This is a genomic window from Pseudolysinimonas sp. (assembly GCF_049651805.1).
In the GTDB taxonomy this organism is placed as follows: Bacteria; Actinomycetota; Actinomycetes; order Actinomycetales; family Microbacteriaceae; genus Pseudolysinimonas_A.
This window is the reverse complement of record NZ_JBASCU010000056.1, coordinates 1-14379: the sequence shown is the minus strand read 5'-3', so window position 1 is coordinate 14379 and position 14379 is coordinate 1. Positions and strand designations below refer to the sequence as shown.

Below are 14379 nucleotides of genomic sequence, written 5' to 3'. Positions count from 1 at the left end.
CAAGCGACCGCTAGGAGGCGAGAACCTCGTCGAGAACCGTCGAGGCCTTCTCTTCGTCGGTCTTCTCGGCGAGCGCGAGCTCGGAGATCAGGATCTGGCGAGCCTTCGCGAGCATCCGCTTCTCGCCCGCTGACAGGCCGCGGTCCTGGTCACGACGCCACAGGTCGCGCACGACCTCGGAGACCTTGATGACATCGCCCGACGCGAGCTTCTCGAGGTTGGCCTTGTAGCGGCGGCTCCAGTTGGTGGGCTCTTCGGTGAACGGGGCACGCAGCACCTCGAACACCCGGTCGAGCCCCTCCTTGCCGATGACGTCACGGACGCCGACGAGATCGACGTTGTCGGCGGGGACCTCGATGGTCAGATCGCCCTGGGTGACGTTGAGCTTCAGGTACAGCTTCTCTTCACCACGAATGACGCGGTTCTTGACCTCGATGATCGTCGCGGCGCCATGGTGGGGGTAAACGACGGTTTCGCCGACCTCAAAAAGCATGGAGTTGTTCCTTCCGCAGACCAGCCAGTCTACCACGGCGAGCCGGGCGTCAGCCCGGCCGAGTCCGACCCGGGCCCGCGCGCCGCTAGGCTGAGCAGGCACCTGAAAGACAACGACCGGAAGGGTCGCAGTGAGAGTTCGTACCGGAGCTTCGATCGTCGCCGCCTTCGTCCTCGCGGTGGGCCTGAGCGCCTGCAGCGTCTTCAATACGCCGCAGACTCAGAAGCCGTATGACTCCAGTGATGGCGTGAGTGTGACCGTCGGCGACATCCGCGTGCTCAACGCGATCGTCTTCACCGACGATGGCGAGAACGGCAACTTCTTCGCCGCGGCCGCCAACTCCGGTGACAGCGATGTCGACCTCAAGCTGCAATACCAGTCCGGCGGCGAGAAGGTCGACGTCGTCGTCGAAGTGCCCGCCGGCGAGACCGTGTACCTGGGTGGAGCCGAGGGACAGGTCTTCCTGCCCGGCATCGACGCGCTCGCGGGATCACTGCTGGCGATCTACTTCCAGTACGGCGACACCCCGGGCAAGCAGATCGACGTTCCGGTGCTCGACACCGCGCTCGAGCAGTACGAGGGCCTGCTGCCGACTCCGACGCCCACGCCGACTCCGACGGTCACCGCGACCCCCGAGCCGTCGCCGACCCCGTAGGCGCTACCCCTCGAAGCGGTAGCCCAGGCCGCGAACGGTAAGCAGCAGCTTCGGCTCGGAGGGTTCGTCTTCGATCTTCGATCGGATCCGCTTGATGTGCACATCGAGCGTCTTGGTGTCGCCGAAGTAGTCCGACCCCCAGACCCGGTCGATCAGTTGCCCGCGGGTGAGCACCCTCCCGGCGTTGCGCATCAGCAGTTCGAGCAGTTCGAACTCCTTGAGCGGCATCGCCACCTCGGCGCCACGCACCGCGACCGAGTGCCGCTCGGTGTCCATGCGCACCGTGCCGACCTCGACGACGCCGTGGTCGTCGCCGTCGTCGACCTCGGTGCGGCGGCGCAGCACGGCTCGGATGCGGGCCAGCAGCTCCCGCGACGAGTAGGGCTTCGTGACGTAGTCATCCGCCCCGAGTTCGAGGCCGACGACGATGTCCACTTCGCTGTCTTTCGCGGTGAGCATGATGATCGGCACCGTGGAGCGCGACCGCAGCTCTCGGCACACCTCGGTGCCCGAGAGTCCCGGCAGCATCAGGTCGAGCAGCACGAGGTCGGCGCCCGCGCGATCGAACGCGGCGAGCGCGGCTCGGCCGTCTTCGGTGACCTCGATGTCGTATCCCTCCTTCCGCAGCAGGAACGCGAGCGGCTCCGAGAGGGAGGGCTCGTCTTCGACGATGAGGATGCGCGTCACGTGGTGGCTCCGAGAGTGAGGGGGTGGAATCGCGGGCCCGCGGGGCCCGCGGCTGCTTCGGGCAGGCGGATGGTGAACGTCGAGCCGCTGCCGGGATGCGACCACACCCGCACGTCGCCGCCATGGTTCTGCACGACGTGCTTGACGATGGCGAGGCCGAGGCCGGTGCCGCCGGTGTTGCGGCTGCGCGCAGCGTCAACGCGGAAGAAGCGCTCGAACACGCGATCGCGCTCCGATTCCGGGATGCCGACGCCCTGATCGGTCACGGCGATCTCGACGATTCCGTCCGAATGGCTCACCCCGATGCCGACCCGGGAGTTGTCGGGCGAGTACTGGATCGCGTTGGCGATGAGGTTGTGGACAGCGGTGACCAGCAGACCTGCGTCACCGAAGACCTCCGAACCCGCGTCGCCCCCGGACACGAGAGCGATGCCGTGCTTCTCCGCCGCGACCCGGTTGCGGTCGACCGCTTGCGCGATGACGGCATCCACGTCGACCGTGGCGGCTTCCTGCAGCACGTCTGAGGCCTGGAGCCGGCTCAGCTCGATGATCTCGTGGGTGATGCGCGCGAGCCGCTCGGCTTCGATCGAGAGGCGCTTCGCGAACCGCTTGACCTCATCCGGCTCTTTCGCGGCGGATTCGAGCGCCTCGGCGAGCAAGCTCACCGCCCCGATCGGGGTCTTCAGCTCGTGGCTCACGTTGGCGACGAAATCGCGACGCACATCCTCGAGCCGGTACGACTCGGTGCGATCCTCGGCGAGCACGAGCACGAAGCGGGTGCCGAGCGGAGCGACCCGCACGAAGACATAGATGGATGCCTCGCCGAACGGCCCGCGCGACAGGTGCAGTTCGCGGCCGATCGGGTCGCCGCTGCGCCGAACCTGGTCGACGAGGGCGACGAGTTCCGGATGCACGAGCGCCTGGTTCCACACCAAGCCGAAGGCCAGCGCGCCGGTGGAGGCTTTGAGCACATTGTTCGAGGCGTCGAGCACGATACCGGCCGACTCGAGTGAGTCGATGACCTCGTCGGCGCCTTCGGGAACCGTCGGGGTCGCCACGGCTACCGCGCGTTGCCCGCGGCGGTGGGCGGCGACGACCGCGACGACCGCGCCCGCTCCGAGCACGAATCCGAACACGATCGCGACCGGCACGAGCCAGGCCTGGTCCATGCGACTAGATTAGGGCGCACCACGACACCGTGACCGAACGGTTTGCCGATAGACCGGGCTGCGGCCGCCGAACGTTCAGTCGTTCGACACCGGCCGTTAACCTGGTGGGGGCAGCGTGGCTGTTGGCCGGGCTGCTCGACGCTGCCTGCCAGAAATGAGGATTCGAATGCGCGAGGTATTCCAGCAGGAGCTGCGCGAGGTGCAGGACCGGCTGGTCGAGATCGCATCCCTCGTGGCCGAATCGATCGCGAAGGCCACCCAGGCGTTCAACGAGTCGAACGTCGCGCTCGCCGAAGACGTCATCGCCGAGGACGACCGCATCGACATTGCGGCTTACGAACTCGACGAGCTCGCCATCCAGATCCTCGCCCGCCAGCAGCCGGTCGCCCGCGACCTGCGCATCGTCGTCAGCGCGCTGCGCATCAGCGCGTCGCTTGAGCGCATGGGCGACATGTCGACCCACATCGCACAGCTCGCGCGCTACCGCTTCCCCGAGAAGGTCGTGCCCAAGAAGCTGCGTCCGACCTTCGTCGAGATGGGTCGGCTGGATGTCGAGATCGCCCAGATGTTGACCGAGCTGTTGCGCACCCAGGACACCGCGATCGCCGAAGCGATCCGCAACGAAGACGACAAGGTGGATGCCCTCCATCTCTCGGTCTTCGACACCGTGCTCGGCGAGAGCTGGAAGGGCGAGGCGGTCGACACCGTCGACTCGACCCTCGCCTCGCGCTATCACGAGCGTTTCGCCGACCACGCCGTGTCGATCGCCAAGAAGGTGCAGTACCTCGCGACGGGCGACTGGGTCCCCTCCGACAGCTAGCGGTCAGGCCAGCTCCTGCATCCCGGCGAGCGCGCCCGCCTTCTTGTCGAAGGTGACCGTGTAGTCGGCGTCGATGCCGAGCCCGGCGATGACGGCGTCGGCCAGATCGGTGCCGTGTTCTTCGGAGTCGCGGATGGCCCGCCGCACGAGCTCGGGCGCCTGCACCACGATCTCCCGGGCGGACAGCAGCGCGCGGAGAGCCTGCGCGACGCGGTCCGACGACATCCGTTCTCGGGCTCGGAGGGTCCAGACGGCTTCCACGACGGCGACGAGGGAAACGAAGGCCGGATCCTTCTCCGATCGCGCCTCGAAGAAGGCCGCTGCCTGCGGCGACTGCCGAGGATCGTCGTCGAGGAGGTACCGCAGGAGCACGTTCGTGTCGACGCCGATCATCGGCGGCTCCGCTCGTCCTCCTCGACGACATGGGCTGCGATGGCCTCGTCCATCTCCTCGAGAGTCATCGGCCGGCCGTCATCCTTAAGCAGTCCGGCCAGCTCGCGAATCGACCGCGTTGCCGGCAGGAACTCGACGATCCCGTCATCTCGCACGACGAACTCGACCCGGGTGCCCGTCCTGATCCCCAGGCGCTCGCGCACCTCGACGGGAATCGTGATCTGACCCTTGCTCGTGACGGTTGCGGTCGGCATGGCCCGATCTTACCTCGACGCGGCATCCTTACCCATAGGTAAGGCGCTCGTCACCGGCCTACTTCTTGCCCTGCGCTGCGACGGCGGCCGCACCCGCAGCAGCGGCCTCCGGGTCGAGGTAGCGCGCCGGCGCGGTCGGGCGGAAGGAGTCATCCAGCTCGTAGACCAGCGGGATGCCGGTCGGGATGTTGAGCGCCGCGATCTCATCGTCGGGGATGCCGTCGAGGTGCTTCACGAGCGCGCGCAGCGAGTTGCCGTGCGCCGTGACGAGCACCGTCTTACCTGCGGCCAGATCCTTCGTGATGTCCGACTCCCAATAGGGCAGCATCCGGTCGATCACGAGTTTCAGGCTCTCGGTGCGGGGGAAGTCGGCATCCGGGATGTCGGCGTAGCGCTCGTCGCCGAACTGCGACCATTCCGCGTCGTCGGCGAGCGGGGGCGGCGGCACGTCGAACGAGCGACGCCAGGTCATGAACTGCTCTTCGCCGTACTTTGCGAGCGTCTCGGCCTTGTCGAGCCCCTGGAGCGAGCCGTAGTGGCGTTCGTTGAGCCGCCACGACCGCTTCACCGGGATCCAGGCGCGATCGGCGACGTCGAGGGCGAGGTTGGCGGTCTGGATCGCGCGAGTGAGCACGCTGGTGTAGAGGATGCCGGGTTTGAGCCCCGACTCGGCGAGCAGTTCGCCGGCACGCTTGGCTTCAGCGACGCCCTGTTCCGTGAGCCGTACATCGACCCAACCCGTGAACAGATTCTTGGTGTTCCAGTCGGAGATTCCGTGGCGGAGCAAGATGAGCGTCGACATGCGCTCCAGCCTATCCAGGCACGCCAACCCCCTCCCACCGTGCGCGGATCAGGAGATCCGGGTGAATTCGCGCGGCGGTCGCCCTGCGCGGCGCGGCCATCCTGATCCGCGCACGTTCGAGCAGAGAGAATCGGGGGATGGCGCGCGCGGAAGCACCCCGAGGGCGCATCACGCGGGGCACGACCAACGTGAACCGGCTGCGGCGCGTCGACAGGTGGATCGCTGCGCAGCCAGTCATCCGCACCGCCGACGACCCGCTCGTGGTTGACCTCGGGTACGGGGCCAGTGCCACGACGACGCTCGAGCTGCGCGACCGGCTCGCTGCCGCGCGGCCCGACGTGAAGGTCGTCGGCATCGAGATCGACCCGCAGCGGGTGCGAGCGGCGAACGCCGCGACGCGCGACGGAGTCGAGTTCCGCCTCGGCGGGTTCGAGGTGCCGCTGCCCGGGAATCGCGCGGCCGCCGTCATCCGTGCCCTCAACGTGCTGCGGCAGTACGACGAAACCGAGGTGGCGGATGCCTGGGCCACGATGTGCGGACGGCTTCAGCCGGGCGGGTTGCTCGTCGAGGGCACCTGCGACGAGATCGGCCGCATCGCATCCTGGGTCGGGCTCGAGCTCGCAGGCCCGCGCACGTTGACCATCTCGCTTCGGCTCGCCGGCCTCGAAACCCCGTCGATCGTCGCCGAACGGCTGCCGAAGGCCCTCATCCACCGCAATGTCGCGGGCGAACGCATCCACGAGCTGCTCGGCGCGCTCGACCGCCTCTGGGCGACGCACGCGCCCCTCGGGGTGTACGGGCCGACGCAACGCTGGCTGGCGGTCGTCGCCTCCCTCCGCGAGGCGGGATGGCCGGTGCGCGGCACGCGGGCGCGCTGGCGACTCGGCGAGCTCACCGTCGACTGGGATGCCGTCGCGCCCGGCTAGATCGGAGGCAGCAGGTCGCGCGCCTCGTCGTGCGGCATGCCGGTGCCGACCAGCACATCGACGACGAGCGGGCGCAGCAACAGCAGTGCGGATGCGTCGGCCAGACCTGCCTCGGGCATCAGCGTGACCGGGTCGAGACGTCGGGCGAGGCCGGTGAGCAGCGACCGGGCGGCACCGGCAGCTTGCGGATCCTGCAGCTCTTCGCCGAGCAGCCGCACCCCGGTCGCCACGGTCGTCAGCGCGTCGGCGAGACCAGGGCGGGGGATGCCGTCACGTACCAGATAGGTGCAGCGGCGGGCGATCATGCGCAGGTGGCGGATCGCGAAGTCGACGGCGTCGACGGCCTGGCCGTTGCGGCGCAGATCGGGCAGCCGGCCGCGGAGGAACGGCGAGACGCGGGCCACCGCGATGGCGGTGTCGAGCGACTGCTTCCAGGCGTCGAAGAGCGGGGCGGCCCGGCGCAGGCGGGACAGCGCGAGTTCGCCGGCCGCCTCGTCGCCGTCGCGCAGGGATCGGGCGATCGACGCCGCAGATTCGGTGAGTACCGCAAAGATCGCGTGACGGTCGCGAGCCGCGGCGCGCCCCGGATTGCGGGGGATGAGCGCGGTCACCAGCAGGGCGACGACTCCGGCGATGACGGCGTCGAGGATGACCTCGAACGGGCTGCCCCCCGCGGGAAGCACGACGACGATCGCGGAGGGGATCGCCGCGACGACGGCGAACTGCGGATTCGGTGACACGAACCGGCCGATGACGAACACGACGAGCAGCACGACCGCGAGCTGCCAGACGCCGCTGCCCACCAGCAGGGTGATCGATTCGCTCACCGCGACGCCGAGCACGATGCCGAGCAGGCTCTCGGCGACCCGACGCGGCCGAGCATCCCGCGTCAAGCCGAGCGAGGTGATGGTGACGGTGATGGCGAGCACCGGTACCTCGTGGCCGAGCATCCAGTGGGCGATCGAGTAGGAGATCACCACCGCGACGATGATCTGGATGATCGCGGGCAGCGACCCCACCACGCGACCGCCCGAGTCGCGCAGACGTGCGCGCATCGCAATGCGGCGTTCGAGCCGGCGCAACGCCCCGTCGTCGGGTGCGGTCATCCGTCGCGCCGAACCGCACCCAGCCGAGGCAGCCGCGGCACGTCTGCTTCGGCGCCGGCGTCGGTCGGCACGATGATCTCCTGCGTCGCCGCGACCATCCCGTCTGCGGCGGCGACGGTGAGGGGCTCGGCCGGATCCGTCGCCCGCCGCACGACCGCGAGCGCGATCGGACCCAACTCGTAGTGCGTGGCCGCGGCGGTGACCCGACCGACGACCTTCTCGCCCGCGTGCACCTCATCGCCGGCGGCGACCGCGACGTTATCGGACCCGTCGAGGTGCAGCATCACCAGCCGCCGCGGCGGGTGCCCGAGGTTGTGCACCTTGGCGACCGTCTCCTGCCCGCGGTAGCAGCCCTTCGCGAGGTGCACGGCGGAGCGCATCCAGTCGAACTCGTGCGGGATCGCGGTCCCGTCGAGCTCGGTCGCCGCGCGAGGCCGCCAGGCGGCGATGCGCAGCGCTTCGAGGGCGAGGATGCCGGCCGCCGGCCGGTCGGCAAACGCATCGAGCGCGTCGCGCGGCACCAGGGTCTCGGAGTACGTCCATGCGGCGCCGGGGTGATCCGAAACGGTGGCGTACTGGTGGCCCCCGGCGACGACCTCACGCCACGGGTCGCGCCAGGTGACGACGCCGCCGACGGGTTTGCCCAGAGTGCCGACGGTCGCGAACTCGGCCGAGCGATCGGCGACCTCGACACGCAACATGAACCGCATCCGCTCGAGGAATGCGGCCAGCCCGGCGCCGGTGCCGGCATCCATCAGCAGCCACGCGGTCTCGCCGTCGTCGACCACGCGAGCCGCGTACTCGATGCGACCGCTCGGGTCGAGCAGCAGCGCCTCGGCCGACTCGCCGGGGTTCAGTCGTGCCAGATGCTGCGAGAGCAGCGAGTCGAGCCAGCTGAGCCGGTCGGGGCCCGTGACGGTGACGGCATCCCGATCGGAGAGATCGACGACGGCGCGCCCGGCGGCCAGTTCGCGCTGCTCGGCGAGCGGTGAGCCGTAGTGCTGAGGCGGGTCGCCGACGGCGCCTTCTCGAACGGAAAAGAAGCTAGTCAACTCGAGCCAACCTTCCGGAGGCGTGGGTGCGCAGGTCTTGCCCGAGAGCGGCGATGTCCCAGGCCCACAGCAAGTGGTCGTCGACGAGCCCGTAGAGGCGGGTCGCTGCCGCGTACTCCTTCGCGGTCGCCGAGCGCACGACGGCGTCGGTGCCGAGGTCGATGCGGGGCCCGTCGACGGTACCGAGATAGAGCTCGCTCACCCCGCCCGGCTGGAGGATCGACACCTCGACGTCGAACGATCCGGCCGCGTTGCGCAGGGTTTCGACCGCCTCGGAGGTGGTGAACACCGGATCTCCGACGCCCGGCAGCATCCCGGGGCCGGGGTCGGCGGTACCGAGCGGTCGACTGAGGCGCCAGTAGCCGATCTCGGAGAAGAGGATGCCGTGCGCATCGTCGCCGAGCAACCAGGTCGAGCAGGCGTACTGCACGTGGGGCCCGCCGTCCTGGGTGAACGCGACACGTTGGCCGAACTCATGCTCGCGCACATCCTCACCGTGCCGGTAGGCGAGGACGCCGGTGCCCTCCCATACCCCGAGCAGCCACGACAGCGGGATGACCTCCGCCGGCAGGGAGGCGTCGATGTCGAACATCGCTACTCCCCGGGAATTCAGCGCTGGCCGCGGAACAGGTTGTAGAGCACGACCAGCGAGACGAAACCGATGGCGAGCACCGCGAGCCCGAGGAGCCCGATGAAGAAGAGTTCCAGGGCGAGCATCATGCGATCAGCCTATCGAGCGAGGCGGGATAGAGCAGGACGAGCACCACCGTCGTCACGGCGAGGATGACGAGCACACCGCCGACGCTCGCGATGATGCGGTTCACCAGACCCTCTTTGCGCTGCAGCGAGAGCTGGATCACGAACGTCAGCAACACGGCGGCGGCCGCCACGACGGGAATCCAGGTGAGGAACCGGTCGCCCGCGAACGACCCGACAAGGACGGCTCCGACGAGCGCGGCGAGCCAGACGGGCGGGACGCTGCGGGATCGGGCGGACACGAGTCAATCGTAGGTGTCCGTACACTGTCGGGTAGGCGTTTTGGAGGACTCCCGCGTGGCCCAGTTGCTGATCCTGACCTCAGCGGTCGAAGGTGACGTTCTGCCCGCCCTCGGACTGCTCTCCCACCGCACCCGCTCGATCCCCGCCGAACCGGCCGCGCTGATCAATGCCCCGACCGCCGACCTCATCTTCATCGACGCCCGGCAAGACCTGGCGAGCGCGAAGTCGCTGTGCAAGATCCTCACCACCACCGGCGTCACGGTTCCGCTCGTCCTGGTTCTCACCGAGGGCGGGCTGACGGCGGTCTCGGCCGACTGGGGAGTCGACGACGTCATCCTCGAGACAGCGGGGCCGGCCGAAGTGGATGCCCGCATCCGACTTGTCATCGGGCGCCTCGCGCAAGAGAAGACGGGGTCGAAGATCCAGGCGTCCGGCGTCGTCATCGATGAGGCGTCGTACTCGGCGAAGGTGCACGGTCGCCCGCTCGACCTCACCTTCAAGGAGTTCGAGCTGTTGCGCTTCTTCGCGACCCACCCGTCGCGCGTCTTCACCCGTGAGCAGCTGCTCAGCGAGGTGTGGGGCTACGACTACTTCGGCGGCACCCGCACGGTCGACGTGCACGTGCGTCGCCTCCGCGCGAAACTCGGCGATCTCGAGTCGCTCATCGGCACGGTACGCAACGTCGGCTATCGCTTCAACGTCTACGAAGACGAAGACCGCCTCGCCCCCGTCCCCTGATCGCCCGCCGACTTCCTTCAGGTCGTCGTGCACCTTTCCGTTTTCAGGAACATGTGGTGTGGATGTTTCAGGAGTGGCTGGTGAGACCACTTCAGCTGACTTCTTTGACTCTGGCAACACATCTTCCTGAAAACGGAAAGTCGATCACGCGGACAGGCCCGGGCTCGCCGCGGCGTGAGGGCCGTTCATCCACCGTTCACACGGACCCTGGAATGATGGGCGGATGGAGGACAGCCCGCTCGGCGATGCCACGATCGCCGCCGACCTGCTCGACGACTACGAGGCCGAGCCGATGTTCATCGACGACAGCGAACTGCCCGGCGATCGCTTCCTCGACCGGGAACTCTCCTGGCTGGCGTTCAATCAGCGCGTGCTCGAGCTCGCCGAGGATGACACGCTGCCGTTGCTCGAACGGGCCAACTTCCTCGCGATCTTCGCCAGCAACCTCGACGAGTTCTTCATGGTGCGCGTCGCGGGGCTCAAGCGCCGCATCGCGACCGGCATCGCCGTGCCGACCAACATCGGCCGGGCTCCCCTCGACGTTCTCGCCGATGTCGGTCGGCGTGCACACGAGCTGCAGGAACGCCACGCTCAGGCCTTCCAGGCTCTGAAACCCCTCCTCGATGACGCCGGCATCCACGTCGAGCATTGGAGTGACCTCGACGAGCGCGACCGCGTGACCCTCGACGAGACCTTCTCTGGTCAGATCTTCCCGGTGCTGATGCCCCTCGCTGTCGATCCGGCGCACCCCTTCCCGTACATCTCGGGCCTGTCGCTCAACCTCTCGATCCGGGTGCGCAACCCGAAGACCGGCAAGGAGGAGTTCGCGCGGCTCAAGGTGCCGACGAACCTGCCGCGCTTCGTGAAGCTGCCCGACGCCGGCACCGGCGTGCTGCGCTTCATCCCGCTCGAAGACCTGATCTCCAACCATCTGGAGGAGCTGTTCCCCGGCATGGAGGTGCTCGAGCACCACGAGTTCCGGGTGACGCGCAATGAAGACGTCGAGGTCGAGGAAGACGACGCCGAGAACCTCATCAACGCCCTCGAGAAAGAGCTGCAGCGCCGCCGGTTCGGCCCGCCCATCCGCCTCGAGATCACCGACGACATGGATGAGGTCACCCTCGGACTGCTCATGTCGGAGCTGCAGATCACCGAGCAGGAGGTCTATCGGCTGCCGGCACCCCTTGACCTCTCGGGGCTTTTCGAGGTCACGCGGATCGACAAGCCCGCGCTGAAGTACCCGCGGCACGTGCCCACGACCAGCGTCAACCTGCTGCCGACCGAACCGAATGAGCGACCGGATGTCTTCGCCTCGATCTCCCGCGGCGACATCCTGTTGCACCACCCCTACGAGTCGTTCGCAACGAGCGTGCAAACGTTCATCGAGCAGGCCGCTCTCGACCCGGACGTGCTCGCCATCAAGCAGACCCTCTACCGCACCTCGGGTGACAGTCCGATCGTCGAGGCGCTCATCGACGCCGCGGAAGCCGGCAAAGCCGTGCTCGCCCTCGTCGAGATCAAGGCCCGCTTCGACGAGCAAGCCAACATCGGCTGGGCGCGCAAGCTCGAGAAGGCCGGGGTGCACGTGGTCTACGGTCTCGTGGGGCTCAAGACGCACAGCAAGCTCGCTCTCGTGATCCGCCAGGAGGGCGGCCGCCTGCGGCACTACAGCCACATCGGCACCGGCAACTACAACCCGAAGACGAGCCGCATCTACGAAGACCTCGGGCTGTTGACCGCCGACGACACCGTCGGCAAAGACCTCACCCGGCTGTTCAACGAGCTCTCCGGCTACGCGATCGAGAAGAAGTTCAAGCGGTTGCTCGTCGCCCCGCGCTACCTGCGCAAGGGCCTGCTCAAGCAGATCGCCCGCGAGGCCGAGAACGCTCGCGCCGGGAAACCCAGCGGCATCCGCATCAAAGTCAACTCGATGGTCGACGAAGCCGTCATCGACGGACTCTACCGGGCCAGCCAGTCCGGCGTTCCGGTCGACATCTGGGTGCGCGGCATCTGCTCGCTCACCCCCGGAGTCGAAGGGCTCAGCGAGAACATCCGGGTGCGCAGCATCCTCGGCCGCTACCTGGAGCACTCGCGCATCTTCCGCTTCGAGAACGACGGCGATCCGCAGGTGTTCATCGGCAGCGCCGACATGATGCACCGCAACCTCGATCGGCGCGTCGAGGCCCTCATCCGGCTCACCCGAGCCGAACACCTCGACGAGCTGCAGCGCCTGTTCGACCTCGCGATGTCCGACGAGACGTCGGCGTGGTGGCTCGGCTCCGACGGGGTGTGGAACCGCCACGACCGGAATGACGCGGGCGAGCCGCTCCCCGACCTCCAGAATGAGCTCATGAGGCAGATCGCGGCGCGCAAGCGCTCCGGGGTGCGATGACGCTTCGAGAGCCTCAGCGCGGCGGCGGCCCCATCCTCGCCGCCGGCGCGGTGTGCTGGAAAGTCACGCCCAAGGGGAAGCTGCGCGTCCTCGTCGTGCATCGAACGCGGCTCACAGACACCTCGCTGCCGAAAGGAAAGCTCGACCCGGGCGAGACGCTGCCGGAGACGGCCGTGCGCGAGATCGCCGAAGAGACCGGACTCATCGTGGGACTCGGCGCGCCCCTGGGAATCGTCGAGTACGTGATGCCCAACGGGCGCGAGAAGAAGGTCTATTACTGGTCGGCCGAGGTCGACCCGCTCGCGATCGCCAACTCGACCTTCGTCTCCAACGACGAGATCGAGCAACTCACCTGGATGAGCCTGAAGAAGGCCCGCGCACAGCTCAGCTTCGCCGCCGATCTCGACATCGTCGAACGCTTCGGCGAACTCTACGAACAGGGCCGTGCGCGCACCTTCGCGATCATCGCGCTCCGGCACGGCAAGGCCACTCCTCCGCAGGACTGGGCGGGACCCGACGCGACCCGCCCGCTTCTGCCGCGAGGCGAGGTGCAGGCGCTCAGTGTCGCGCCGGCCATCGCGGCGTTCCGGCCCGCGAAGCTGATCTCCTCGACCGCGGTGCGGTGCACGACGACGATCGCGCCGGCGTCGCGGCTGACCGGCTTCGAGGTGACTCAGAGAGACGAGATCAGTCAGGATGCCTACACCTCACGGGGCGACGCGGTGCGGGATGTCGTGGCGAAGCTCCTCGCGAAGCGGGTGACGACGGTGCTGTGCAGCCACGGCCCGGTGCTGCCCCAGATCATCGATGCTGTCGCGCGGGCTACCGGTACCGCAGACAGCACCCGACTGCACCGGGCTGCATCGCTGTCGACGGGCGAGTACGCGGTGCTCCACGTTCCGGTCGACGCGCCCGACAGCGGACTGGTCGCGGTCGAGATCCACGGGCCCGCCGTGTGACGGGTCGTTAACCTCCCGTTCACCGAAATCGCGAAGGGTGGACACGCACCCCCTCCCGGAAGGCACCAGCTTGAGCATCCAGCGCCCTGGCGGCATCGCCGCCATCGCCGCCATCGCCCTGATCGGAGCACTCGGCTTGAGTTCGTGCGCCGTCAATGAGCAGAATCTGCCGGAGACGGACAGCGATCTCTCCGGTACCCTCGTCGGCGCCGGTTCATCGGCCCAGCAGTCGGCTCAGGAGGCGTGGGTCTTCGGCTTCCAGGTCGCCAACCCCGACGTCACGGTCGAGTACGACCCGATCGGGTCCGGCGGGGGTCGAGACACGTTCGCGGCCGGCGGCAGCCAGTTCGCGGGCACCGATCGGGCGTTCAACGACGACGAAGTCGCAGCCGACGAGTTCGCGGGATGCGTGCCGGGAAGCGGCATCGTCGAGATCCCGAACATGATCTCGCCCATCGCGGTGATCTTCAATCTCGAGGGCATCGAGTCGCTCGACCTCGACGCGGCGACGATCGCGGGTATCTTCACGGGCGACATCACGAGCTGGAGCGACTCGGTGATCACCGAGCAGAATCCCGACGAGAACCTCCCCGACCTGACGATCACGGCCGTGCACCGTGCCGACGACTCGGGTACGACGGCGAACTTCACCGACTACCTCGCCGCGAACGCTCCGGAGGTGTGGACCGCCGGCGCCGTGGACTCGTGGCCCGAGGAGTATCCGGGCGAGGCGGCCCCGCAGACGTCGGGTGTCGTCGATGCCGTCACCAACGGCACCGGAACCATCGGCTACGCCGACGCTTCGCGGGCCGGAAACCTCGGCACCGTCTCGGTGCGGGTGGGCGACGAGTACGTGCCCTACTCGCCGGAGGCAGCGTCGGCCATCGTCGACGTCTCGACCTTCGTCGAGGGCCGCGGCCCCTACGACCTGGCG

The 14379-nt window shown here is 68.2% G+C and carries 17 protein-coding genes; 7 read left to right on the top strand and 10 right to left on the bottom strand.

Features of this window, described 5'->3' with window-relative positions; translation table 11 throughout:
* Positions 1–10: 10 nt before the first annotated feature.
* Positions 11–493 (bottom strand): CarD family transcriptional regulator, encoded by a 483-nt coding sequence (locus tag WBL06_RS14050; protein ID WP_191283440.1) that lies wholly within the window; start codon positions 491–493, stop codon positions 11–13.
* Positions 494–623: 130 nt separating this feature from the next.
* Here WBL06_RS14050 and WBL06_RS14045 point away from each other — a divergent pair, with 130 nt between their 5' ends.
* A complete protein-coding gene (locus WBL06_RS14045) occupies positions 624–1148 on the top strand; it encodes a hypothetical protein (RefSeq protein ID WP_424457078.1) in 525 nt (174 codons plus the stop codon).
* A 3-nt stretch (positions 1149–1151) separates the two neighbouring features.
* Here WBL06_RS14045 and WBL06_RS14040 read toward each other — a convergent pair whose 3' ends face one another.
* Both WBL06_RS14040 and WBL06_RS14035 read right to left on the bottom strand, forming a co-directional pair.
* Positions 1152–1835 carry a response regulator gene (locus tag WBL06_RS14040; protein WP_424457076.1) on the bottom strand — a complete coding sequence of 228 codons (684 nt, stop codon included), beginning with the start codon at positions 1833–1835 and terminating at the stop codon, positions 1152–1154.
* A complete protein-coding gene (locus tag WBL06_RS14035; protein ID WP_424457074.1) occupies positions 1832–3004 on the bottom strand; it encodes a sensor histidine kinase in 1173 nt (390 codons plus the stop codon). The genes WBL06_RS14040 and WBL06_RS14035 overlap by 4 nt, the downstream gene beginning before the upstream one ends.
* Positions 3005–3170: 166 nt before the next feature.
* Between WBL06_RS14035 and phoU the strand changes: the two genes are divergently transcribed.
* The gene (phoU, locus tag WBL06_RS14030; protein WP_424457073.1) at positions 3171–3824 is read left to right on the top strand and encodes a phosphate signaling complex protein PhoU; all 654 of its coding nucleotides are present in this window, start codon (positions 3171–3173) and stop codon (positions 3822–3824) included.
* A gap of 3 nt (positions 3825–3827) precedes the next feature.
* On the opposite strand, the gene WBL06_RS14025 is transcribed toward phoU, so the two are convergent.
* From WBL06_RS14025 to WBL06_RS14015, 3 genes are read right to left on the bottom strand one after another with little or no spacing between them, the layout of a single operon-like run.
* Positions 3828–4217, bottom strand: coding sequence for a PIN domain-containing protein (locus WBL06_RS14025; RefSeq protein WP_424457071.1), 390 nt, complete (start codon positions 4215–4217; stop codon positions 3828–3830).
* Positions 4214–4471 (bottom strand): AbrB/MazE/SpoVT family DNA-binding domain-containing protein, encoded by a 258-nt coding sequence (locus WBL06_RS14020; RefSeq protein WP_424457070.1) that lies wholly within the window; start codon positions 4469–4471, stop codon positions 4214–4216. The genes WBL06_RS14025 and WBL06_RS14020 overlap by 4 nt, the downstream gene beginning before the upstream one ends.
* Positions 4472–4529: 58 nt before the next feature.
* Positions 4530–5273: a phosphoglyceromutase gene (locus WBL06_RS14015; protein WP_424457068.1), complete on the bottom strand. Its 744-nt coding sequence runs from the start codon at positions 5271–5273 to the stop codon at positions 4530–4532.
* A gap of 137 nt (positions 5274–5410) precedes the next feature.
* Between WBL06_RS14015 and WBL06_RS14010 the strand changes: the two genes are divergently transcribed.
* A complete protein-coding gene (locus WBL06_RS14010; RefSeq protein ID WP_424457067.1) occupies positions 5411–6199 on the top strand; it encodes a class I SAM-dependent methyltransferase in 789 nt (262 codons plus the stop codon).
* On the opposite strand, the gene WBL06_RS14005 is transcribed toward WBL06_RS14010, so the two are convergent.
* The 4 genes from WBL06_RS14005 to WBL06_RS13990 all read right to left on the bottom strand — a co-directional run bounded on the left by WBL06_RS14005 (position 6196) and on the right by WBL06_RS13990 (position 9355).
* The gene (locus WBL06_RS14005; protein ID WP_424457065.1) at positions 6196–7305 is read right to left on the bottom strand and encodes an FUSC family protein; all 1110 of its coding nucleotides are present in this window, start codon (positions 7303–7305) and stop codon (positions 6196–6198) included. The two genes, WBL06_RS14010 and WBL06_RS14005, sit on opposite strands and share 4 nt — an antisense overlap.
* Positions 7302–8357 carry a YgfZ/GcvT domain-containing protein gene (locus WBL06_RS14000; protein ID WP_424457064.1) on the bottom strand — a complete coding sequence of 352 codons (1056 nt, stop codon included), beginning with the start codon at positions 8355–8357 and terminating at the stop codon, positions 7302–7304. Before WBL06_RS14000 ends, WBL06_RS14005 begins: the two co-directional genes overlap by 4 nt.
* The gene (locus WBL06_RS13995) at positions 8350–8949 is read right to left on the bottom strand and encodes an FABP family protein (protein ID WP_424457062.1); all 600 of its coding nucleotides are present in this window, start codon (positions 8947–8949) and stop codon (positions 8350–8352) included. Before WBL06_RS13995 ends, WBL06_RS14000 begins: the two co-directional genes overlap by 8 nt.
* 124 nt (positions 8950–9073) lie before the next feature.
* Positions 9074–9355, bottom strand: a complete 282-nt coding sequence (locus WBL06_RS13990) for a hypothetical protein (RefSeq protein ID WP_424457061.1) — start codon at positions 9353–9355, stop codon at positions 9074–9076.
* 55 nt (positions 9356–9410) lie between these two features.
* Here WBL06_RS13990 and WBL06_RS13985 point away from each other — a divergent pair, with 55 nt between their 5' ends.
* The 4 genes from WBL06_RS13985 to WBL06_RS13970 form a co-directional block, all read left to right on the top strand.
* Entirely contained in the window at positions 9411–10094 is a 684-nt protein-coding gene (locus tag WBL06_RS13985) for a winged helix-turn-helix domain-containing protein (protein ID WP_424457060.1), read from the top strand.
* A gap of 223 nt (positions 10095–10317) precedes the next feature.
* Positions 10318–12486, top strand: a complete 2169-nt coding sequence (locus WBL06_RS13980; RefSeq protein ID WP_424457059.1) for an RNA degradosome polyphosphate kinase — start codon at positions 10318–10320, stop codon at positions 12484–12486.
* Positions 12483–13445, top strand: coding sequence for an NUDIX hydrolase (locus WBL06_RS13975; protein ID WP_424457058.1), 963 nt, complete (start codon positions 12483–12485; stop codon positions 13443–13445). The genes WBL06_RS13980 and WBL06_RS13975 overlap by 4 nt, the downstream gene beginning before the upstream one ends.
* Before the next feature lie 70 nt (positions 13446–13515).
* On the top strand, positions 13516–14379 hold an 864-nt coding region (locus tag WBL06_RS13970), incomplete at its 3' end, for a phosphate ABC transporter substrate-binding protein PstS (protein WP_424457056.1).